Genomic DNA, 22609 nt, shown 5'->3' with positions numbered 1-22609 from the left:
TAATTGCTTAAAAGGAATTGAAGCGAATGAAGATCGCTTAAAAGAGTATGTTGAGAAAAGTGTAGGAATTATTACAGCCGTGAACCCTCATATCGGTTATGAAGCAGCAGCCCGCGTTGCGAAAGAAGCAATCGCGACAGGCCAATCCGTTCGAGAACTTTGTGTGAAAAATGGTGTATTGTCACAAGAAGACTTAGAGTTAATTCTAGATCCGTTCGAAATGACACACCCAGGGATTGCAGGAGCAATTCTTTTAAAGAAAAATTAAAAGAAGAGGGGGGACAAGTCCCTCCTCTTTGTTTACAATATAGGGAGATTATAAGTAAGTATACAGTGGCGTTTAATGGTTCATAGAAACAATATTAAGAGGAGCAGAAATATGATCAACACCACTTTTAAATAAAGAGGATTTATTAAAATATCCTATCATGTTAACAACAAATTCACATGAATCTTTATAAAGCATTATGACCAACTATGAATCAATAGTTGGCCATAATGACCTTAAAGATCCATATCTTTTAATCCAGGACTATGCTCATTTGGCATTTCAGGAAGTTCTGGTACAGGAAAACCTTTTGGCGGGTCAGTTACTGCTAATGTTCCTTTGTTTCTACTTGGTGATTCACCTTGGAATATTTCTCCCATTCTTGTTGGATCTAAACTAAAATTAAATTGTGCGTTATGGAATCCCATGTCTACATACTTTCTGCACTCTGGGTATTTATTAATATCATAGTTGGGCACAGGGAAGAGTTTCCCCCATTCAACACCCAATGTCTCTAAAGCTTTTGCGAAAGCATTTTGATGTGCATTATCACGTACAATTAAAAATGCAAGTGTTTCTCTAAAAGTTTGATTGGAACTCATTTCATAAATTCTAGTTTTTTGAAGTACACCTGTAGATTCAAGTACTACGTTATCTAATAAATCGCTAATTAAGTTTCCATGACTATATACCCAAGAGCCATTCCATGGGTTGCCAGCTGCATCAACAGGCAATGAACTTTGAGCACCTACAATAAAGTGGTGAGGATTTGCATGTTTAACCGCTTCATCAAGTGGTGCTGTGTCAATACCAGCATTTCCTGGCGTAGGTTCACCAGATCCAGTTAATAGTTGATTAATTGTATGTTGTACAAGTTCTACATGGCTTATTTCCTCTAAAAAAACACCTCGAAGTAAATCACGATATTGCTTCTCTTTACCTCTAAAATTTGAGCTTTGGAAGAAGTATTGCATCATTGTACGCATTTCGCCATAATGCCCACCTAATATTTCTTGTAAAACTTTTGCAGCAGCTGGGTCTGGTTTATCCGGCTTAATCATATTAATTATTTCTTCTTTATAATAAAACATGAAGGACACCTCTTTTTAAGTTAGTTAACATTGTTATCGTGTCCGCTATTTGGTTAATTAATACTTTAATTCATTTTTTTACCAATTAATTATTACCTCAAAATGCAAAGTTTTTGGAAATAACTATTTTAGATGTGAGATGAAAATGGGGGATAGATACTTAGCATTTAATAAAAAGATAAGATTATGAAATGTAATCCTATCTTTTTATTAAGAATAATGAATTGTAGCTTCAAGGTTTCAGAATGACTTTTATACAGTCATCTTCACGATTATTAAAAATTTGATAACCGTAGCTCGCTTCTTCAAGGGGGATTTTGTGTGTAATAATCTCTTTTGGGTCAAATTCTTTATTTGTTATTTTTTCAAATAGTTCTGGCATAAAATGAATAACAGGTGCTTGTCCCATTTTAAGATTAATATTTCTAACCCAAAATGCCCCGAGTGGGAATGCATTATAATTGCCACCATAAACACCAGTCATTTGAACCGTCCCGTATTTTCTTACGGCTTTCGTAGCAATTTGAATAGGGCCGAGAGTTCCACCTTGTAATTTCAATTTTTGTTCTAGAAATTCTAGTGTTGATTTTTTTCCATCCATGCCTACGCAATCAATGACTACATCGGCGCCGCCATGTGTAATTTCCTTTAAATGTTCTCCCATATCAGGGAACTTTGTAAACTCAAATACCTCAACATTGTTAATCTTTTTTGCATAATGTATCCGATAATCTAAGTAATCCACTGCAATTACACGTTTAGCGCCTTGCATCCAAGCAAATTTTTGTGTCATTAACCCAACAGGTCCACAACCAAGGACGATAACAGTATCACCTGGCTTAACGCCTGCGTTTATTACACTCCAATAGGCTGTAGGTAAAACATCTGATAAAAATAGTAGGGATTCATCTTCAAGCTCGCATGATTCCGGTATAACAAATGGAGTGAAATTTCCAAATGGAACTTTTAAATATTCTGCTTGTCCGCCTGGATGATTACCAAATTTCTCCGTATAACCAAAGTATCCACCAGAATCGTAATGAGGGTTTGAGTTATCACATTGACTTTCCATTTCATGTTGGCAATAGAAACAATGTCCACAAGAAACGTTGAAGGGGATGACAACACGATCGCCTTTTTTCACTTTAGTGACATCTGGCCCGACTTCTTCAACGATTCCCATTGGTTCATGGCCGATAATGTATCCTTGAGGTAAGGGCATGTTACCTTGATATAAATGTAAATCAGAACCGCAAATAGCGGTTGAAGTAATCCTTACAATAATATCATCTTTTTTCTCTAACTTTGCATCATCAACTTGTTTAACTTGTACTTGATTTGGTCCTTGATAGGTTACAGCTTTCATCTCATATCTCCTTTTGGATTATGTCTCAAAACATAATTTTATTTAATCTCTTGGTGAAATAGAAATCTTGCTTTTATTTACTGAAGGGAATTAGGAAGTATACATAGTGTTGTTATGAAAGTATGTTATATCAGTTATTCTTTCTTATATGTTTTGCCCTACTTTAAGAAAAAAATCAATTTTTATTCATAAACTAATTTCCATAAAAAGGATAATTATTTTTTCATAATTTGTAACATATTAAAAACATCGGAGGTGAAATAATATGGCAAACAATAATAGTGGAAATCGTAATGAATTGTTAGTTCGAGGCGCTGAACAGGCTCTTGATCAAATGAAATATGAAATTGCACAAGAGTTTGGTGTACAACTTGGTGCAGATACAACAGCTCGTGCAAACGGATCTGTTGGTGGTGAAATTACAAAACGTTTAGTAGCAATGGCTGAACAACAACTTGGTGGTAGAGCTAATCGCTAAGTGAATTGGTATAAAATATAGCAAATATGTAAATCAATTTCTTTTGTGTATTTATAAAAATAAAAAACCTTATATTAAACAGATTCTCACTCAAAGATTATTGATAATCTTCTTTCATAATCTTTGAGTATTTAATTTGTAAACTACTTTCCTAAACAAAAAACACGCAGTGTTGGAAAGGTGTTTTCCATGCATAGTAGAAAATCTTTTGCAGGAAAAAGCATACTTAAAAATTTGATTTCAATATTGAAATCAATATTTATTATGATATTTTCGAAAGGTAGGAATTTAAAAATGGGTATATTAAGTGGAAATCCTCAAAATGAACCTTTACATTACGGAGAAGTATTTGACATTTGGAGTTATCTTCTTGCTGCACAGGGTGCAATTGCAAGTCATCAAGTATTTATGAATCATACAGGTGATGAAGATTTGAAGAAGTTTTTAGAAGGCTTAATTGAAAATGATATGAATTCGGAAATAGAAGAATTAAAAGCTCTTTTAAAGATTAATGGCGTAGCATTACCGCCTGCTCCTCCAGAACGACCAGTTGCATCTATCGAAGACATTCCCCCAGGGGCACGTATTAATGATGTTGAAATAGCAGCAGCTGTTTCTACAGGATTAGCAGCTGGACTTGTGACATGTAGTCAAGTGATGGGAAAATGTCTTCGAGAAGATGTAGGGATGCTATTTGGACAATTTCATATGAAAAAAGCGCAAGCAGGTGTAACGTTGCTGCGTTTAAGTAAGAAAAAAGGGTGGGTAGTTCCACCTCCGTTACATGTAAGAAATTCTGATCAAGCTTAATAAACAAAAATAAAAAAGTGGCATTGGCCACTTTTTTATTTTTTAGATGTATCCTCAAGCTTGGATTTATTTATTGTGGAAGAATCTATATATTCATCTGATATTTCCATAGCATATTTATCATGATGAATATGATTGCGATTTTTTAATTCATCGTCGTTACGTAGCACTAGCCTCTTCATATAAATATGGAAGAAAACTTCTGTTCCACCAATAATTAAAGCGGCTATAAATGAAGAAAGTCCAATGTTACGAGTAGCATCTAAATTAGTAAACAAGGATGTTAGTAACCAAGTTCCGAAAAAGCTTAAGCCGAAATCTGCCATTGTAGCAATCATATTTCCGTATTTAGGTAAAATGAAGAGGTCTCCAATTAAATAGGCAGCTCCCGTAAGAAAAAGAGAAATTAGTAATACTCTAGGAATTGAAATGCCTTGAAAGATACTGAGCATGATTAGCAATACTGCAGTTATCGCTGTGTATTTAATTAATAAGGCAACAATATGTTTCATCATTTTCCTCCATTGTTTAAACGTATATGGAATACAATATTTCATTAAAAACGGATTATGCTTTTATATAGCGTAACCCGTTTTAATCACCCCTTAATGGTAAGAAGTACAACCTGGGTAAGAAGCAGGCTTATACTATGGATAGTATTTGCGGAATATCGAGCTTTATTCATAAAGGGTAGTTCCATTCTTATAATAGAGATGTTGCCTAAGTACAGTGTTTTTTCATATTAAACTTAATATTCGTTGGTGTTTTGATTCATTAATATAAAAATAAACAAAGTATTTCCGCATTTAATGCATCTTTTTATCTATATATTTTCCGTAATCAGGTACAGCAATTTTATCAAATTCTTGAACGAGTGTTTTGAGGCTTGTTGATAGCAATTCACCTGACATTGGTATCCCATGTCCAGTAATAGCGACTAGAGGCTTTAATTCTTCTAATTTAATGACTGATTCTTTAGCTGCTTTCCAGTCTGTTGTTAAATAACGAGGGGGTCCGCTTATTTCCTGTTCTTGAGTTATTACTTTATACAGATACTCCTGTTTCACTGTAACAAAAGCGTCCCCAGCAATTAAAGTTCGGTCTTTCTCTCTGAATAATGAAATATGCCCAGGAGTATGCCCTGATGTATGAATCCATCTAAACTCTGGCATATGGGGAACAGTTCCATCGGTAGGTAGTGCTTTTACGCTATTTCCTAAATCAATCGGTTCATTAGGGAACAGGGGAGACATTTTCGCTACCATACCACCTTCAACTGTAGGGTCTGGTTCTGGATAGCTTTGTTGTCCAGTCAAAAACGGTATCTCCATTTGATGGGCATAGACTGGAACATCCCAATATTTAATGAGTTCAATTATTCCTCCAACATGATCAAAATGCCCATGAGTTAAAATAATTGCTTTTGGGCGACTATTGGTACCAAATCGATCTTCAGCGATAGAGATAATTTCATTTGCACATTTAGGCATTCCAGCATCAACTAAAACAAAATCATTGGTCTTAGGATTTCCAACAAAGCATATATTGACGATTTGAATCGTGTAACAAAATAAATCAGGTAATACTTCGAGGCCATGACCACTTTCAATTGAAGTTGCTGGAATAAACTTGTAATCACTTCCATAATTCATTTCCTTGTCCACCTTTTATCCCCCTTAATATGTTTCAATACGACATTATAGTTCCCTAATTTCTCAAATCCATTTTGGGGGATTTGAGAAAAGAATTAGTGGGGATTACAAAAAATAAAAATTAAGGTGGAGACATATCAATTTATATAAAGTGCAAACAGAAAATATTGATTTTACAAGTGTAGTTTTTACTATTTTTTGAGGAGGGGTTATGAGTTAATAAAAGGTTCATCTGAATATTTTAATGTAGGTTTATAAAGAATACAGAACAGTAGCTAATAGAAATCCATTAAATGAGGCGATTACTTGTACCCATGCTTTTCATAATCGAAGGATATTTAAGTTTTGTGATGTAATTGAGATTGAGTAAATTATGCTTTTCAATAGCTATTAACAGCCCTTTCAGTGATACTAATATCTCTTACTAGCTATATGATATATTCTATTTTTTATCTAACTAACGCTCTTAGTGTAGTTGGTGTCCTTGCATTGAGTACTTCATGGTTTTTATTCATTTTCACATGTTTCATCCGAAAGAAAAACGGAAATCCCTTCTTTATTAGAGATAGGAAATTCCGGTTCATCTTTTTTATAAACAGTTCAATTGTATTTCAAATTCACATGATGATTCGGTAAATCACCTTGGATAAAGTAGGCTTTATTGATAGCGAATCTGTATTTCTTGATTAATTACTGCCTATTCCTCATACATCATTTTCCTCGTCATTCCACCGTCTACGACAAGGTTTATACCTGTAACAAAATCATTTTCACTGGCTGTTAAATACAGACAGGCTCGTGCAATATCATCTGGTTTTCCTACACGCTTTGATAGATGCTGTTCATGATCAATTTTACTTAATTTTGAATAATCCCCGGTTTCAATCCAACCTGGGGAAATAGCATTCACTGTAATCCTATCTTCGCTAAATGAGGCTGCGAGCGCATGTGTAATAGCAACGATCCCACCTTTTGTGGCAGCATAAGATTCTGAATTTGGCTCAGACATAATCGCCCTTGTAGAGGCGATATTCACAATAGATCCACCTTCTTTGTTATGACGCATATACTTTGCTGCTTCACGCGAACCCAAGAAAACACTTCTTAAGTTTGTATTGATCACATCGTCCCATTCTTCTAACGAAATATCGTAAGGGGACTTGAATAACTCTTTTCCTGCATTATTAATTAAAATATCTATCTGACCGTATGTTTGATTAGCTACTTCCATTAATCGAATAATATCTGTTTCCAGCCTTACATCTGTTTGTACGAAAAGTGCTTCTTTACCCTGTTCTTTCATCTTAGTAACTGTTTTTGCACCTGCTTTTTCGTCTATATCTGCTAAAATAACATTGGCCCCTTTTTCTGCATAATGTAAAGCAATTTCTCTCCCGATTCCATTTCCAGCCCCTGTTATGATCACTGATTTATTAGAAAAATTCATTGTAATTACACTCCTTTTAAAAAAATATAACGTCTTTATTTTTTTATATAACATACAAAAATTATCCTTCTGCATAACCAATAGTTAATTAATTATGCTAGTATTTTTACTCTTCACTAATAAAAGGAGTAATTATCTTTTTTTCATAAGAAGATAACACAATATTCGTTGATGGAGTACCATATTGCATTGAATCATCAATAAATTGTTCTAAACTTTCTACAGAATGTGTTGCTATTTTGACAATATAGCTAATTTCTCCTGCTACTCTATAACACTCGAGTACATCTGGATGATTATAGCAAAAGTTAGATAATGATTTACAATTTGTTGATTTAAACAGTATAAGTGCAGAAATTGGACGATTTATTTTTTTTAGAGAAACATGTGCATGGTAACCTTCAATAATTTGTTGTTCCTCTAACTTTCGTACTCGCTCAGTTACTGACGGGGAAGATAAGTGAACCGCTTCCGCTAAATCCTTCATTGAAATTTTTGCATTTGACTGTAATAGTCCCACGATTTTTTTATCAATTTGATCCATAAATTACCCAACCTTTTTTTATAAAATAGAATAACCTAAATTCTTTATAAAATAAAGCAGAACAATCAAATATCCTTATTGAACTTATTTATCAGCCTTCTATACTTGTATAAAATAAGGGTAGAAGGAGGCGGTTTACGATATGAAAAAGATTTTATTATTATTAGCTGACGGGTTTGAAGCAGTAGAAGCTAGTGTATTTACAGATGTACTAGGCTGGAATAAATGGGAGGGAGATGGATCAACCGAGGTCGTAACAGTTGGTCTTCGGAATAAATTAACTTGTACTTGGAATTTTACTGTCATACCGGAAAAAACGGTTGATGATATTCAATTAGATGAATTTGATGCACTAGCTATTCCAGGAGGATTTGAAGAGGCTGGTTTTTATCGGGATGCATACAGTAGAGAATTCTTACATGTTATTCAACATTTTTATGCCAAGCAGAAGCCTATTGCCAGTATTTGTGTTGCATCATTAACGCTTGGCAAAAGTGGAATTCTTGTAGGTAAAAAAGCTACCACATACAGTCATCCAACGAGTAAACGAAAAGAGCAGTTAAAGAATTTTGGTGCAATAGTACAAAATGATTTAATAGTACAAGATGGAAATATTATTACATCATCAAATCCAGGCACAGCTTTTGATGTTGCGTTTTTATTACTTGAAAAATTAACATCTAAAAAGAATGCTGAACATGTAAAGGACCTTATGGGATTTTAGGCATTTATTCTTTTTGTGAGTTTTTTGTGCTTGCTAGAAGTAATGTGAAAAGTCGCCGTGCTCTAGCTCTATTTGCTGAACCCGAGGAAAAAGAAAAAGGGTTTGATTATTACAATACTTATAATAGGAGAATTTTTATGATTATAACACTTTTCACATATATATTGTTAGGTTTATCTTTAGCGATACCTGCAGGTGCTATGACAGTCCAAATGACGAAACAAGGAATGAGAAATGGTTTCGTACATGGTTGGTTTGTAGGTATAGGAGGAATGACTGTAGATTTATCTTTAATAGTTCTGATTTATCTAGGGTTCTCTAGTGTATTAACCAACCCATGGGTAGAAACAGTTATGTGGCTACTAGGTTTTGTATTTTTAATGTTTATTGGAATAGAAAGTATTAAAGAGGCAAAGTCAGAAGTTAACATGGAGGGAGAAGATCCTAATAAATCTTTATTATCAGCTTATTTATCTGGTTTTATGATTGCTATATCACCGGCTAATATTGTATTTTGGATAGGGGTCTTTGGTCCGGTTCTAGTTTCTTCATTAGGTAATGCAAGCACATCTACATTTATATTAATAGCTGTAGGTATTTTATTAGGTATCTTAATGCATGATATGATCTTATTAAGCTTTGTTCATTTTACTAGACGTTTTCTAAATCCAACCTTTATTAAAAGGGTATCTATATTTGCCGCAATAGTCCTATTCGGATTTAGTGGTTATTTTGGGTACGAGTTTATAAAACAAGTAATGACTTTTATCTCAAAAGCATAGTTCTTATAAACTTAAATAGGGTGGTTATAATGTAAATGAAAAAGATACGTATTTTAAACGTAACATAATTGTAAATATGTTATATCACGTAGGCAACCCCTTAGGAATCCATTGATCCCTAAGGGGTCTTTAAATTCCTTACACGTAGCCTTTAGAAAAAAGAAACGATCTCAACTATAATTGATGTTGTATGAGCTTAGCTCGATAGCTGGGGTACTACCCGCATTTTAACGAAAATATACGCTAAGCAAATTTCGATATAAAAGAAGCCAAATTTTCTACTTTAAGAAACTTTCGGCTTCAATTCGTTATAAGTTAGTTGCCACTTCGTTTTCTCCATATTCTTTCACTATTTTATAAAAAGTATTTTTCTTTAGTTTCAATAGCCCCGAACTTAATTCCCGTTAATTCTCCATTTTTCCACTTTGGATAAGTTTCTTCTATAGTTCATGTGTTGGAGGGAGTGTGAGGCTCCGATCTTGCATTCCATTTTTTTATTCTCTTCGAAAATTCTTCTTATGTAATCTGTTGCGATTGACTGTAAACAAGTTCTAGTGATACATTTGCAGTTGTCTTTTAACATATTCTTGTTGTTTTGAGTTTGATTTTTTGATCATATTAATCACAGCATCGTATTCGAAAAAGAAATGTTTTTTTGTTAACTTCAATGATAAAAACATCATTTTGAACAGGATTTTCAAAGAAAAATTGCTCAAAGAATGTAGGATGGGTCTCGTTATGCACAAGTTTTAACATAGATTATTGTTCCTTTAACTGTATGATTTTATATTGTGTTACCTAATAATATGTTTAAGATGGAGTAGCACTACATCGCTATTAAGCTAAGAAATACATTCTTTCTCAACACGAAAAAAATGAACTGAATTTCTATGGACAACTATGAAAGGATAAAATTTTCGTTTTGGGGATACTTCAAAACCTTAGGTTGGTGGGCATGTATGGAGTGCCCCAAAATTGATCCTTTTATTATTAGATATTATTTGCTGAAAAAAGCTTGCCATTAATGAAAATGGCAAGCTTTTTATCTCTATGAGCAATATTTAACTACATTAAATTAGAAATTAATTAGCTCGTTCTAATTTTTATATAAAAGGAAGCAAAATCGTAATTAACGTATTTTGTAGATATTTCCTCTTTCTAATAGTCATAAGTGTAATGACTATTCTTTCCAAGGTGAATGTAAAACGCAATCACAGAAATTTTTGCGTTTAAAGCCTGGAAGAAGTAACGAGCAAACATCTGCTTTAATGTTTCCAAAAGTAGTTTCAGGTTTATGAGCGAAACCTTCAAGGAAAGCAGGAAGGATTTTTTGTTTGAAATTATCTCGAGGGAAAGCAGATACAACTTGCTCGCGAATTTCCTCTGAAATTTCGTCATATCCATCCCCCATAACATCGTATCCTACTCCAGAATAAATTAATGAAACTTGGGGTTCTTTATATTCAGCAATTCCAATCGTTGTGTGAAGTGCAATCGAATCCCAAACCAGTCTAATTGACTCATTATCCATGCCATGTTGTTGCAGAAAACTACGTGCAGCATTTGCACCATCTACTTCAAAACGTTTGTCTGGACTACTAAATTTCTTTGTAAGTCCAAGATCATGGAATAGAGCGCTAACATATAATAGCTCTTCGTCATACTTAAGATTAGCTTTTTTCCCTTGAAGAGCACCGAATAAGTAAACACGATTTGAATGATTCCAAAGTAAATCGTTACCATATTCACGAAGAATTTCTTGCGCCTCTACTGCTATTTTACTATCTGGAATTACTATACCTGCAACTGTTTTTTGCATATAAATTGCCTCCTATAAATAATTGATATTGTCCATTTTCTTGCTAGCTCATGAGCTTAACTTAATTATATAAAGCATCTATTATTTATCAATGTAATCATTTCTATCGTTTTCATAGAAAGTATCTATGATTAAGGTTTCAATAAATCATAAAGAAACAAACTCAAATAACTACTTTTAACTTAAAAAATTTTGGCGCCTCCTATTTCACGAATTAAATTTATCCTTAATATATAAATGTTTTATGTACTCAAAATAATAGATGTCATCTATGTTAACTATAGAAATTATAGAATTGATTAATAGTTGACTGAGAGTTAAACTGAAGTTGCTTTACAAGATAGCAATACGAAATGATAAGTAACTTTAATAGATAAAAATTTCACGATAAGGGGTATATAAAGTATCTTGTAAAGCGTGGTTTTAAACGTAAGGATATCTGTATATGTTTAGGTTAGAACTTAAAGGTAATCCTTTGAATCCATTATGCTTTTGCAAAAGAGGACTAGTGTGAAATGAAGTTATTTTCTTGTAGTGAATGGCTTTCATTCTTCTATGTATATTAATAAAAGTAATGAAAGCTTGTTGATGGCAAAGATTATATTATCAATGTTTGCTTTATGTTTTTTAGGAAGCCAATGTTTTTTATTTCATTTAAGTATTTGAATGTGTTTTAGCTAGTTCGCTATTGCAAAGTAGATTGGAGGAATAATAAATGGAGGTTTTTCATTCTGGAGAGCGTACTGTACACGATTTACTAGGTGTACAAAAGATTGCAAACTCTGCAAGTACAATGATTCAACAGACACTCCCAAAGAAGTTCATGAATTTTCTCAATGGACAGAATTCATTCGTGATGTCTTCTATGGATCAAAGAGGAAGAGTTTGGAGTTCATTTTTAGCAGGAAATCTTGGTATCATACAAGCTATTGAAGCCGACATAGTTAAAATCAATACAAAAATAAACGAAGGTGACCCTTTATTTCTAAATATTTTACAACATAAAGAAGTAGGGATTTTAGTAATTGATTTTGCTTCCAGAATAAGAATACGAATAAATGGTAAGGTTTCGATAGTTTATCCAGATGGAAACTTTGAAATCAAAATTGAACAAGTATTCGGTAATTGTCCTAAATATATACAGGCGAGAAGATTCGAATATAAAGCTGTTGAAGAAATTGTAAATAAGAAACTTCATCCACTTAACACTTTAAATAAAAAGCAACAGAATTGGATTAGTGAATCCGATATTTTTATTATTGCAAGTGCAAGTTTTGAGGGAAAGATGGACATTTCCCATAGGGGTGGGATGCCAGGATTTGTTCATGTCATTAATGAAAAATCAATTGTATTTCCAGATTACTCAGGAAATATGTTGTTCAATACCTTAGGAAATATTGTTCAAAATCCCAATGTTGGGTTACTGTTTTTTGATTTTAATACTGGTGGTACATTACAAATCACAGGAGAAGCAAGTATCATTTGGAACATTGATCAAGATATTCTCTCAAAGTTCCCTGGTGCACAACGTTTAGTACAATTTCAAATAATTGAAGTACTTGAAGTACCTTGTTATGAATCTTATAATTGGGAGTTCTTGAATTATTCTACTTTCAATCCAAAATAGAAAAGGCGGGAAAATAATATGCAAATTAATATCACTGTTACAGAAGCGGCTATTAAACATTTCGAAAGTTTAGAGACTAAATATCCTAACCATTTTCGATTTCTACAATATGAAATGGGAGGCTGCGGGCGTCCATTGGATGGGGTTGTAAGAATACAATTAATTAAATCAGATGTAGGTTTCGAAGAAATTCAAACAAACTGGAAATCGTTTTATATAAACAAAGCCTCATTAGCTTTTCTTGATGATAATTTAACTATTGATTTCTTTGAAGGATTTCAAATTAGAAGCTCTAGTCAAACTTATAGTCACAACATCCCTTTAGAAATTGAAAAATAAGGGTACTCATTGTTAAATAGATAGAAATCTTTAAGTTGAAAGGTGAAATAAATCATATATAGCCAACAAAATTTTTGTAAGGGAAAGGCTATAGGACATTAAATATACCCACTAAGCAAAATTATTATCGAATCTCAAGTAACAAAAGCGTAATTTTCTCTAGTAAATTTAATTAGAGAAAGTTACGTTTTTTTATAAATGAAGGAATAGAACATTTAGGCAATAATACAGTAAAGGGAGAGTATGGAGCGAGTATAAGGCTGAAAAATTAAGGATTTCTTATAATATGAATAAAGATATGCAAAGAAATATAATTATTTTTTAAAAAGGAGATTATTTTTATATGGAATTAAGACAGTTAGAGTATTTCATGACACTTTATAAAGAACTTCATTTTACAAAAGCAGCAGATAAGCTAGGTATTACGCAACCTACATTAAGCCATCAAATTAAAGCTCTTGAAGACGAAATAGGTATGCCGTTATTTGATCGCATGGGAAAGAAAATAGCCATCACTGACGTTGGTTCTATTTTAGCCAACGAATGTAAAAATATTTTTAATGCATTAGATAATGTAAAAGAACAAATCAGTGAATTAAAGGAGATAAAAGGAGGTAACATTGCAATTGCCACTTTGCCTGGCGAACTAACAGACTTAGTCTCCACTTTATTATTAGATTTTCATAAAAATTATCCGGAGGTAACAGTAAAAATTATAAGTTCAGATGAAATACTAGAATTAATAAACCAGAATCAGGTTAATTTTGCTGTTACAATTGATTCTTCCGAGTACGTATTCGAAGATGAAAAAATTGTAAAAATACCATTATACACAGAAGAGTTATTTTTAGTGGTATCAAATAACCACTCACTAGTTAATGAACAAGAAATACAATTCTCAGGATTGAATAAATTACCATTAATCTTGTTCCCAGACAGTCATGAATGTAGAAAGTTATTGAATTATACATGTTTACCACAAAAAATAAACTTGTCTCCAATTATTGAGACCTCTAGTATCGAATCGTTATTTGATCTTGTTAGAAATGGATTTGGAGTTACAATTGTCTCTAAAACTTTACTTGATATTACTGTAGATAATGATGTATTAGCAATTCCTATAGTAAATCCTACAATTAGTAGGAAAGTTAACCTTATTTTACGTAGAGATAAATTTATTGGGTTTGGCACTAGAAATTTTATTGAATTGCTTACAAATGAAATTATAAAATTAGGATTTCCTATTTCTGAACAAAGTAAAGAACAGATTAGAAAATTAATTAAATAGTGATTGAATTTCGAATAACTATTAGAGGGGAGATAGAACATATCTATCATTATAATAGAAAAAGTAACATTGCTCTATCTTGTTATAGATATATAATTTAATTAAAGTTTCAATTAGTTTAGATCATCAAAAAAATGTCTTTTTTATCTAAATTTCTTAGAACTTATTTGTGAAGCTTTAATTGACGAGCGTATTTTTTTGACTTTTATTGAAAGTGGATTACACTATAAAAATTTTAGAGAGTAGATAATTTGAAAGTAGGTAAAAAAATGTGTGGCTATGTAGGGTGCTTGTATAATACTGCAAAAAGATATTCAGAAACAGAAAAAATAAAATTTGAAAATATGACGAATCTGTTATACCACCGTGGTCCGGATGACCAAGGATATTTTCGTGATGAGCATGTTCAATTTGGGTTTAGACGGTTAAGTATTATTGATTTGGATGCGGGACATCAACCGCTAGCATATGAAAATGAACGCTATATACTTATGTTCAATGGTGAAATTTATAATTATATAGAATTACGTGAAATGTTAATTAAACAGGGAGCATGTTTTTCAACTCAGTCTGATACGGAAGTTATTGTTGCGTTATATGCCCAAGTAAAAGAAGAATGTGTGAATTATCTTCGTGGAATGTATACTTTTGTTATTTGGGACCGTCAAGAGAAAAAATTATTTGGTGCTCGCGATCATTTTGGAATTAAACCACTTTACATTGCACAACAGAACGATATAACTTTCTTCGCATCTGAAAAGAAAAGTATCTTACATGTAATGCAAGATAAGGGTGTGAATCCAACTGCTCTTCAACATTATTTTACGTACCAATACGGACCAGAACCAGAAACATTAACAAATGATATTAATAAAATTGAACCTGGTCATTATTTCATAAAAGAAATTGGAAAAGAGCTAGAGGTTTATCGCTACTGGAAACCATATTTCAATGCTTCAGATATCAAAAAAGAGGAACACATTCGAGCAATTCGTGATGTATTATATGACTCAGTAAAAGTACATATGCGCAGTGATGTTCCAGTAGGTGCATTCTTATCAGGCGGGATTGACTCATCTATTATTGCTTCTATTGCAAAAGAAATAAATCCAAATCTCCTAACATTCTCTGTTGGTTTTGAGCACCGTGGATTTAGTGAAATAGATGTAGCGAAAGAAACTGCTGAGAAATTAGGAGTAAAAAACTATAGTGTGTTGGTAACACCACAAGAATTTATGAATGAATTCCCAAAAATCATGTGGCACATGGATGATCCATTAGCAGATCCAGCAGCAGTACCATTGTACTTTGTTGCAAAAGAAGCACGTAAACATGTAACAGTTGTTCTGTCTGGTGAAGGTTCAGACGAGCTATTTGGCGGATATAATATTTATCGTGAGCCAAACTCTTTAAAAATGTTCTCATACATTTCCACTTCCGGGAAAACGGTTTTAAAAGCTTTAAGTGGAGCACTTAAAGAAGGGTTTAAAGGGAAAAGTTTTCTAGAGCGTGGGTGTACACCAATTGAAGAACGTTATTATGGTAATGCAAAGATCTTTCGTGAAGAAGAGAAGATTAAGTTAATAAAGTCTTACAATGAAAGTGTTAACTATAAGGATGTTACCAAGCCATTGTACAATGAAATTAAGGATTATGATGATGTAAGTAAAATGCAATACATTGATATGTACACATGGTTACGTGGAGATATTTTATTAAAAGCGGATAAAATGTCTACAGCTCACTCACTAGAATTACGTGTTCCATTTCTAGATAAAGAAGTCTTTGATGTAGCTTCTAAAATCCCAACCGAATTAAAAATTGCCAATAGAACTACAAAGGCTATTTTACGTGAAGCCGTACGTGGTATCGTTCCAGATCATGTACTAGATCGTAAGAAACTCGGTTTTCCAGTGCCAATCCGTCATTGGTTAAAAGATGAAATGTATGACTGGGCTCTGAATATTATTAAAGAAAGTAAAACCGAACATTTAATTGATAAAAAATATGTATTAAACTTACTGGAGGCACATCGCACAGATAAAGGTGATCATAGTCGTAAAATTTGGACAGTACTAACCTTTATGGTATGGCATCAAATTTATATAGAACATACATATGATACAAATTTATTTAGTGAAGAGTGTCGAGTATATAATTTAGTTTAAATTTATATGTCCATCAATTTAAGAATTATATAACGCCTCCAAATAAAACTGTCCATTTTTAATTGGAGGGAAAGCATCAACAAAACGTGAATTTCGTACGCTAAGCAATTTTTAACATAGAAAAGGCCGATTCCCTGTACGCTTAGGGAATTGGCTTTTTTATTAGTGTAAGAAATATTCAATAAATCATTACATATCATTATTAAAATACGAACGTATATACTTCAATAACAGCTAACCAAATGATAGGAAAAATACTGTAGTATATTTAACCGTTTGCTAGTATGCCAGAGCAGTTCGTCTGTATTAAAGAAATGATACAGGAGAAAACAAAGATCCCGCGCCCAGTCTTAACGCAAGATACAAAAGAAAGGATTGAAAATAAGCTGTTAAATTCATATTTAGGGTGAAGAAGAGGTTTTACTTACATATTATAAAAATAGCTATCTATATAAAAATTACATAACAGTAGCAGGTATAAATCCAGTAAATAAGACAATTGCTTGTAGGATACTTTTCATAATCAAAGGATGTTTAAGTTTGGTGATGTAGTTGAAGTGAATTAGAGGGGGAATATCTCTTCCTAAGTTAATTATATCATGTAAATCAAATTCGAAATAGACTGTTTCTTCGTATTGACTCCTGCTACAATCAAGAACACATGCATAGTAAGGAGAGATGTTATATGAGTTCTTTCGTTCTCGATTTTCAGGAAATAGAAAAGGTGCAGCTTTCACTCGTCGGTGGAAAAGGTTTGAATTTAGGGGAGTTAACAAACATTCAAGGTATACAAGTACCCGAAGGTTTTTGTGTTACAACGGTAGGATATGAAAAGGCTATCGAGCAAAATGAAGAGTTTCAAACTTTGTTGCAGCAGCTAACAAAGTTGAAAATGGAAGAGCGTGCTCAAATTGGTGAAATGAGTAAGAAGATTAGAGAAGTCATTATGGCAGTACAAATCCCTTCTGATGTAGTGGAATCAGTAGCTCATTATCTCTCACGTTTTGGAAATGAACATGCGTATGCAGTGCGTTCTAGTGCTACGGCTGAAGATTTACCGTATGCTTCATTTGCAGGTCAACAAGATACGTATTTAAATATTATCGGAGAAGAAGCGATTTTACAGCATGTAAGAAAGTGCTGGGGGTCTTTATTTACAGAGCGAGCAGTTACGTACCGCATGCAAAATGGTTTTGAACATAATCAAGTTTCTATATGTGTTGTCATTCAAAAAATGGTTTTCCCTGAGGCTTCAGGGATTTTATTTACTGCGGATCCGATTACTTCGAATAGGAAGGTGTTGTCAATCGATGCCAGCTTTGGACTTGGCGAGGCGCTAGTATCTGGATTGGTTTCTGCCGATAATTATAAGGTAAAAGAAGATGAAATCGTCGAAAAGGTCATCGCAACGAAAAAATTAGCCATCTATGGACGAAAAGAAGGCGGAACAGAGAGAAAGAAAATTGCTCCTAATAAGCAAAAAGTTCAAACACTTACTGAACAACAGATTTTACAACTAGCACGCATCGGAAGACAAATCGAAGCTTATTTTGGTTGTCCGCAAGATATTGAATGGTGCTTAGTTGATGATACAATTTATATAGTCCAAAGCAGACCGATTACGACTTTATATCCAATTCCAGAAGTAAATGATGGGGAAAATCACGTGTATATATCAGTTGGTCACCAACAAATGATGACCGATGCGATGAAACCATTAGGTTTATCTTTTTTCCTGTTAACGACTAGTGCCCCTATGCGTAAAGCGGGAGGCAGGTTATTTGTCGATGCTACACAAAGATTAGCATCACCTGCTAGCAGAGATTACTTAATAAACACTTTAGGAAAATCGGATCCACTCGTAAGAGATGCATTAACGACTATAGTTAAGCGAGATAATTTTATTAAATTATTACCAGATGATGAAAAAGGGAAGAGTGTTGGTAAAAGTGTGCCACCTGCAAATTCTCAACCGGAAATTGAAAATGATCCGGCAATCGTTACAAATTTAATACAGAATAGTCAAGCATCACTTGAAGAGTTAAAACAAAATATGCAACTGAAATCAGGAGTGGACGTACTTGATTTTATTTTGGAAGATATTCAGCAATTAAAGAAAGTATTGTTTAACCCGCAAAGTATCGCTGTCATTATGGCTGGTATGAATGCTTCAACATGGATAAATGAAAAGATGGAGCAATGGTTAGGTGAAAAAAATGCAGCAGACATGCTTTCTCAATCCGTACAAAATAATGTTACATCTGAAATGGGTTTAGCATTAATGGATGTCGCTGATGTGATTCGGCCGTACAAAGAAGTTATTACGTATTTACAACATGTAGAAGATGATAGCTTTTTAAATGAACTAGTTCAGTTTAAAGGTGGAGAAGAAGCTCGAGATGCTATTCTAACTTTTCTAAATAAATACGGAATGAGATGTAGCGGAGAAATAGATATTACGAAAACGCGCTGGAGTGAAAAGCCAACTACAATTATCCCGATGATTTTAAATAATATAAGAGATTTTGAATATGGTGCGAGTAAGCGGAAATTTGAAGAAGGACTGCAAGAAGCTTTGAAAAAAGAAGAAGAGTTAGTAGATCGATTACAGCACTTATCGGGTGGAAAACAAAAAGTAGAAGAAACGAAGCGAATGATTCGTAATATCCGTAATTTTATCGGCTATCGTGAATATCCAAAATACGGTATGATTAATCGTTATTTCATATATAAGCAAGCGTTACTGAAAGAAGCTGAGAAACTTGTGCAGAGCGGTGTCATTCGTGAAGTGGATGATATATACTATTTAACTTTTGAAGAACTTCACGAAGTAGTCTGCACGAATAAACTAGATTACGAACTGATGCAAAAACAAAAAAATGATTACAAATTATATGAAAAACTAACGCCTCCGCGTATAATGACGTCTGATGGAGAAATCATTACAGGTAAATATAAACGAGAAAACCTCCCAGATGATGCGATTGTAGGTTTGCCTGTTTCTTCAGGAGTGATTGAGGGGAGAGCTCGCGTTATTTTAAACATGGAAGAAGCGAATTTAGAAGAGGGCGATATATTAGTTACAGCTTTTACTGATCCGGGCTGGACACCATTGTTTGTGTCTATAAAAGGATTAGTTACTGAAGTCGGCGGACTTATGACGCATGGAGCAGTTATCGCACGTGAATATGGATTACCAGCAGTCGTTGGAGTAGAGAATGCTACGAAATTAATAAAAGACGGACAACGAATTCGGGTACATGGAACAGAAGGGTATATTGAAGTGTTGTAATGAAATAAAAGAACATCCGCTATTATAGTGGATGTTCTTTTATTATATAGCTGACTTATTTCTTTAAGCCAGCCGCATAAAAAGGTCCATGAACTGCGATTATTGATAATATGAACAATAATGTTCGTACGCAAATATTAGAAGGGTTAAAAGCAAAAGGAGATACTGTAACAACAGATCAAGCTGCGAAATTAGTAACACCTATTGTAAAGAACGTGAAAAATATGAATGAGGTCGGCAAAAATAGTGCGAACGGTAACTCACCAATATCATTGTTCCAGCCGTTATGGATTGCAAGTTTAGCTAGTGCAGCGATTATTTTTATTGCGATTAGTAAAATGCCAGTAAGCTCAAGAAAAGAAAACTTTCTGTTAAAAGTAAACCAAATCGTAACAGGAGCTATTGCGACACTTGTAATTGGATTTGGTCTTACATGGATTGCGGATGGGATGGTAGGGTTAAATATTTCGAACTTCACGGATACAGCTCTATTCTTATCCATTACTTCTTTTAGTTTCTTCTTAATGATATCTGCGGTACTTTCATTGGTTGGGCTAAAAGGAATCGGTTTATTCGCTTTATTACTATTCTTCGGGGCGCCGTTACTATCGTTAGCACCTGAGATGTTGTCTCCGTTTTATCAAGACTGGGTTTACTCATGGTTACCAATGAAATTTATGATTGAAGGCTTAAGAGAAATCTTCTTCTTCGGAAAAGGATTAAGCTGGAATACACCTGTTACTGTACTCGTTTGGATTGGTATAGTAAGTATGGTTACTATATTAGCAACTGCATTCAAACGTAGTGCAGTAAAAGGGTATAAAACAGAATTGAACGCTTAAAAAAAAGCCGTTTCACTAATTAGTGAAACGGCTTTTTTTGATGAAATCTATAAGCTGAAGAATGAATATTTGCTGATAATAAAGTTTGTTAATTTTTCTGGCTTTTCCTCAATGTAAACACCTAATTGTTGAAAAGTGTTATGTTTAGAATTAAGTCGGGATTTCTAAAGGTCACGTACATTCCAGACAATCTCACCACGTTCGTCATCCCACGTACTGTGATGACGCTTAAATCCTATCTTTTCTAGTACCCGGAGGGAAGCGATATTCCAAGCACCTACAGTCGACCAAAGTCTTTGGCGCCCAGTAGCAATCGCCGCGTCCAGTACAACAGATGCCGCCTCAGTCGCATAACCTTTACCATGAGCGCTGCGGAACAACTCGTATGCAATCTCCGGCTCTTCAAGTGTGGAACGACCGATAATCAAGCCGCAGTATCCGATGAAATCGCCTTCGTCTCTTCTTCGAATAGTGAGAAGGGAAATGCCATTTTCATCTGCCTTCTTACGCATCTCAATAAGCCGGTTACGAACGGAGTCGAGGGTCGGCATGTCCACACCACGTTCGCCAATTAAATTCCTCATCCAAACTGAATCGGATTCCTCCCACATACTCAGGTCAAGTCGTTCGGTTTTTAGCTGGAACTCCATAGTTTTAAATAAAGATGGCATAGTGGAACCTCCTAATTATGTCACTTAACTCATAATAGCTTCGCACCGCATCATGTTGAACCAATCGTTGATTCGCGAATTTATTTTCCTAACTCCCGCGAGAGTTTATAGCAACAGTATACAATAGTATTATTTTATGCATAAGCAATTCCTTTCCAAAATAGACCATTTTCTCAAACTGTACTTTCAATCTAAAGCTGTCCCGTTATATACACATGCTCCTACTATTTCAAAATGCATAAAATGTTATGCGAAAGTATGGAGGGGATACAATGTATAATTCGAATTATTATGATTGGTATAGGCAGAATGATAAGTTGATAAGTGATATTGAGAAAGCTATAAATGGAGAGTATAGCGCTATAAGCTGCTATGCAAAATTAGCGAATATGGCTCCAAGTCAAGCAGAGAAAAAACAAATTCTTGAAATTCGTAATGATGAAATAAAACATTTTCATCACTTTGTACAAATTTATACGAATTTAACTGGCAGGCAGCCGAAACCACAGATTACCGAAGACTGTCCGAATACCTACTTACAAGGATTAGAGTTCGCTATACAAGATGAGCAAAAGACAGTAGATTTTTATTTGGAAATTTCAGATGAGACATCGGATGCACATCTGAAAGATTTGTTACGGAGAATAGCTGCGGATGAACAAAATCATGCGGTATGGTTTTTATATTACTTCGTGAAGTCGAAGTGAGCATTAAGAATGAACGGCTAATGTGGTGCATATATTAGAAATTATTTTAAAAGGCAGTGCAACAATTGCATGAAAAACTTAATAAGCATAAAGAAACCGTTTCATAAGTAGTGGGACGGTTTTTTTTCGCGGTGAAATACAAGTTACATAGATATCGACAAAATATGGTAATTTAATTTGGTATATAATGTATGAAATGAAAACGAAAATAAATAAGCTAGGAGCAAATAAATGAAAAGAGGAATTACAGTAGATATTCCAAATGAATATGATAATTTACTTTGGAAAGTGTTAAAGCCAATTGATATTTCTTCATATGATTGGTGGGTAGGGAGTGAGGAGTCATACTTAATAGCACGTGGTGGATTGGATGAGGCATTATTTCCAGAAGGACCAAGTATAGTGGAAGGATCAGATTTGAAAATATTATTTAAAGACAATATATATTATGTTATTTTTGCAGATTTAAAAGCGTATTCAAAAGGAGAGGAAGTAGTAGATATTGAAACATATGAAGCATTTAAAGAGAGTAAGTGTGAATTAGTTTTACTAGTTGCGGATTGTACATACGTCACAATTTACGCTAAAGATCAAAAACAGATTGAATTGATGTATGAAAACGCAAGGAATCAAGGTTATTATGTTGAATACGTTACCGACGAAAATGACGGTAGAACGCGTTTATCAGTATGAT

At 33.7% G+C, this 22609-nt stretch carries 20 protein-coding genes and 2 pseudogenes; 14 read left to right on the top strand and 8 right to left on the bottom strand.

Annotation, left to right across the window (positions count from 1 at the left end; translation table 11 throughout):
* Positions 1-268, top strand: a 268-nt coding sequence (locus ACTFR8_RS28270; RefSeq protein WP_440028780.1) for an aspartate ammonia-lyase, incomplete at its 5' end; no start/stop codon positions are given.
* A 236-nt stretch (positions 269-504) separates the two neighbouring features.
* Here ACTFR8_RS28270 and ACTFR8_RS28265 read toward each other — a convergent pair.
* The gene (locus ACTFR8_RS28265; protein WP_000500341.1) at positions 505-1359 is read right to left on the bottom strand and encodes a manganese catalase family protein; all 855 of its coding nucleotides are present in this window, start codon (positions 1357-1359) and stop codon (positions 505-507) included.
* Between the two features lie 232 nt (positions 1360-1591).
* On the bottom strand, positions 1592-2725 hold the full coding sequence (locus ACTFR8_RS28260) for a zinc-dependent alcohol dehydrogenase (RefSeq protein WP_000649090.1): 1134 nt from the start codon (positions 2723-2725) through the stop codon (positions 1592-1594).
* A gap of 265 nt (positions 2726-2990) precedes the next feature.
* Between ACTFR8_RS28260 and sasP the strand changes: the two genes are divergently transcribed.
* Positions 2991-3203, top strand: coding sequence for a small acid-soluble spore protein, SasP family (sasP, locus tag ACTFR8_RS28255; RefSeq protein ID WP_000002832.1), 213 nt, complete (start codon positions 2991-2993; stop codon positions 3201-3203).
* A gap of 294 nt (positions 3204-3497) precedes the next feature.
* Positions 3498-4013, top strand: coding sequence for a DUF3231 family protein (locus ACTFR8_RS28250; RefSeq protein ID WP_001986359.1), 516 nt, complete (start codon positions 3498-3500; stop codon positions 4011-4013).
* Positions 4014-4048: 35 nt separating this feature from the next.
* On the opposite strand, the gene ACTFR8_RS28245 is transcribed toward ACTFR8_RS28250, so the two are convergent.
* The 4 genes from ACTFR8_RS28245 to ACTFR8_RS28230 form a co-directional block, all read right to left on the bottom strand.
* On the bottom strand, positions 4049-4525 hold the full coding sequence (locus tag ACTFR8_RS28245) for a YndM family protein (protein ID WP_000680670.1): 477 nt from the start codon (positions 4523-4525) through the stop codon (positions 4049-4051).
* Positions 4526-4819: 294 nt separating this feature from the next.
* A complete protein-coding gene (locus ACTFR8_RS28240; RefSeq protein ID WP_000356903.1) occupies positions 4820-5677 on the bottom strand; it encodes an MBL fold metallo-hydrolase in 858 nt (285 codons plus the stop codon).
* Between the two features lie 685 nt (positions 5678-6362).
* Entirely contained in the window at positions 6363-7112 is a 750-nt protein-coding gene (locus ACTFR8_RS28235) for a glucose 1-dehydrogenase (RefSeq protein ID WP_001011723.1), read from the bottom strand.
* A 106-nt stretch (positions 7113-7218) separates the two neighbouring features.
* Entirely contained in the window at positions 7219-7656 is a 438-nt protein-coding gene (locus tag ACTFR8_RS28230; RefSeq protein WP_000372089.1) for an Lrp/AsnC family transcriptional regulator, read from the bottom strand.
* 142 nt (positions 7657-7798) lie between these two features.
* On the opposite strand from ACTFR8_RS28230, the gene ACTFR8_RS28225 reads away from it, so the two are divergent.
* Both ACTFR8_RS28225 and ACTFR8_RS28220 read left to right on the top strand, forming a co-directional pair.
* Positions 7799-8380: a DJ-1/PfpI family protein gene (locus tag ACTFR8_RS28225; protein WP_000722336.1), complete on the top strand. Its 582-nt coding sequence runs from the start codon at positions 7799-7801 to the stop codon at positions 8378-8380.
* Between the two features lie 137 nt (positions 8381-8517).
* Complete coding sequence (locus ACTFR8_RS28220; protein WP_000587495.1) at positions 8518-9162, top strand: LysE family translocator; 645 nt, start codon at positions 8518-8520, stop codon at positions 9160-9162.
* A gap of 1180 nt (positions 9163-10342) precedes the next feature.
* Here ACTFR8_RS28220 and ACTFR8_RS28215 read toward each other — a convergent pair.
* On the bottom strand, positions 10343-10981 hold the full coding sequence (locus tag ACTFR8_RS28215) for an HD domain-containing protein (protein WP_001174225.1): 639 nt from the start codon (positions 10979-10981) through the stop codon (positions 10343-10345).
* A gap of 715 nt (positions 10982-11696) precedes the next feature.
* Here ACTFR8_RS28215 and ACTFR8_RS28210 point away from each other — a divergent pair.
* The 7 genes and pseudogenes from ACTFR8_RS28210 to ACTFR8_RS28180 form a co-directional block, all read left to right on the top strand.
* The gene (locus ACTFR8_RS28210; protein WP_252209599.1) at positions 11697-12608 is read left to right on the top strand and encodes a pyridoxamine 5'-phosphate oxidase family protein; all 912 of its coding nucleotides are present in this window, start codon (positions 11697-11699) and stop codon (positions 12606-12608) included.
* An 18-nt stretch (positions 12609-12626) separates the two neighbouring features.
* On the top strand, positions 12627-12947 hold the full coding sequence (locus ACTFR8_RS28205; RefSeq protein ID WP_001166648.1) for an iron-sulfur cluster biosynthesis family protein: 321 nt from the start codon (positions 12627-12629) through the stop codon (positions 12945-12947).
* 343 nt (positions 12948-13290) lie between these two features.
* A complete protein-coding gene (locus tag ACTFR8_RS28200) occupies positions 13291-14235 on the top strand; it encodes a LysR family transcriptional regulator (protein ID WP_000423360.1) in 945 nt (314 codons plus the stop codon).
* A gap of 269 nt (positions 14236-14504) precedes the next feature.
* Positions 14505-16403, top strand: a complete 1899-nt coding sequence (asnB, locus tag ACTFR8_RS28195) for an asparagine synthase (glutamine-hydrolyzing) (RefSeq protein ID WP_252210024.1) — start codon at positions 14505-14507, stop codon at positions 16401-16403.
* A 284-nt stretch (positions 16404-16687) separates the two neighbouring features.
* Positions 16688-16969: pseudogene (locus ACTFR8_RS28190) on the top strand (YolD-like family protein).
* A 119-nt stretch (positions 16970-17088) separates the two neighbouring features.
* On the top strand, positions 17089-19695 hold the full coding sequence (gene ppsA / locus ACTFR8_RS28185; protein ID WP_044584606.1) for a phosphoenolpyruvate synthase: 2607 nt from the start codon (positions 17089-17091) through the stop codon (positions 19693-19695).
* Positions 19696-19790: 95 nt separating this feature from the next.
* Positions 19791-20537: pseudogene (locus ACTFR8_RS28180) on the top strand (DUF3533 domain-containing protein); the annotation flags it as partial.
* Between the two features lie 164 nt (positions 20538-20701).
* On the opposite strand, the gene ACTFR8_RS28175 reads toward ACTFR8_RS28180, so the two are convergent.
* Positions 20702-21208, bottom strand: a complete 507-nt coding sequence (locus ACTFR8_RS28175) for a GNAT family N-acetyltransferase (protein ID WP_001139533.1) — start codon at positions 21206-21208, stop codon at positions 20702-20704.
* Positions 21209-21480: 272 nt separating this feature from the next.
* Between ACTFR8_RS28175 and ACTFR8_RS28170 the strand changes: the two genes are divergently transcribed.
* Together ACTFR8_RS28170 and ACTFR8_RS28165 are read left to right on the top strand one after the other, a co-directional pair.
* Positions 21481-21915, top strand: coding sequence for a ferritin-like domain-containing protein (locus tag ACTFR8_RS28170; RefSeq protein ID WP_000282836.1), 435 nt, complete (start codon positions 21481-21483; stop codon positions 21913-21915).
* 231 nt (positions 21916-22146) lie between these two features.
* Entirely contained in the window at positions 22147-22608 is a 462-nt protein-coding gene (locus tag ACTFR8_RS28165; RefSeq protein WP_000820207.1) for a DUF2691 family protein, read from the top strand.
* Position 22609 lies beyond the last annotated feature (1 nt).

The organism is Bacillus cereus group sp. MYBK15-3, from assembly GCF_051916765.1.
GTDB lineage: Bacteria > Bacillota > Bacilli > Bacillales > Bacillaceae_G > Bacillus_A > Bacillus_A cereus.
Note: the sequence above shows the minus strand (reverse complement) of the source record. Positions and strands in the feature narration are given on the sequence as shown.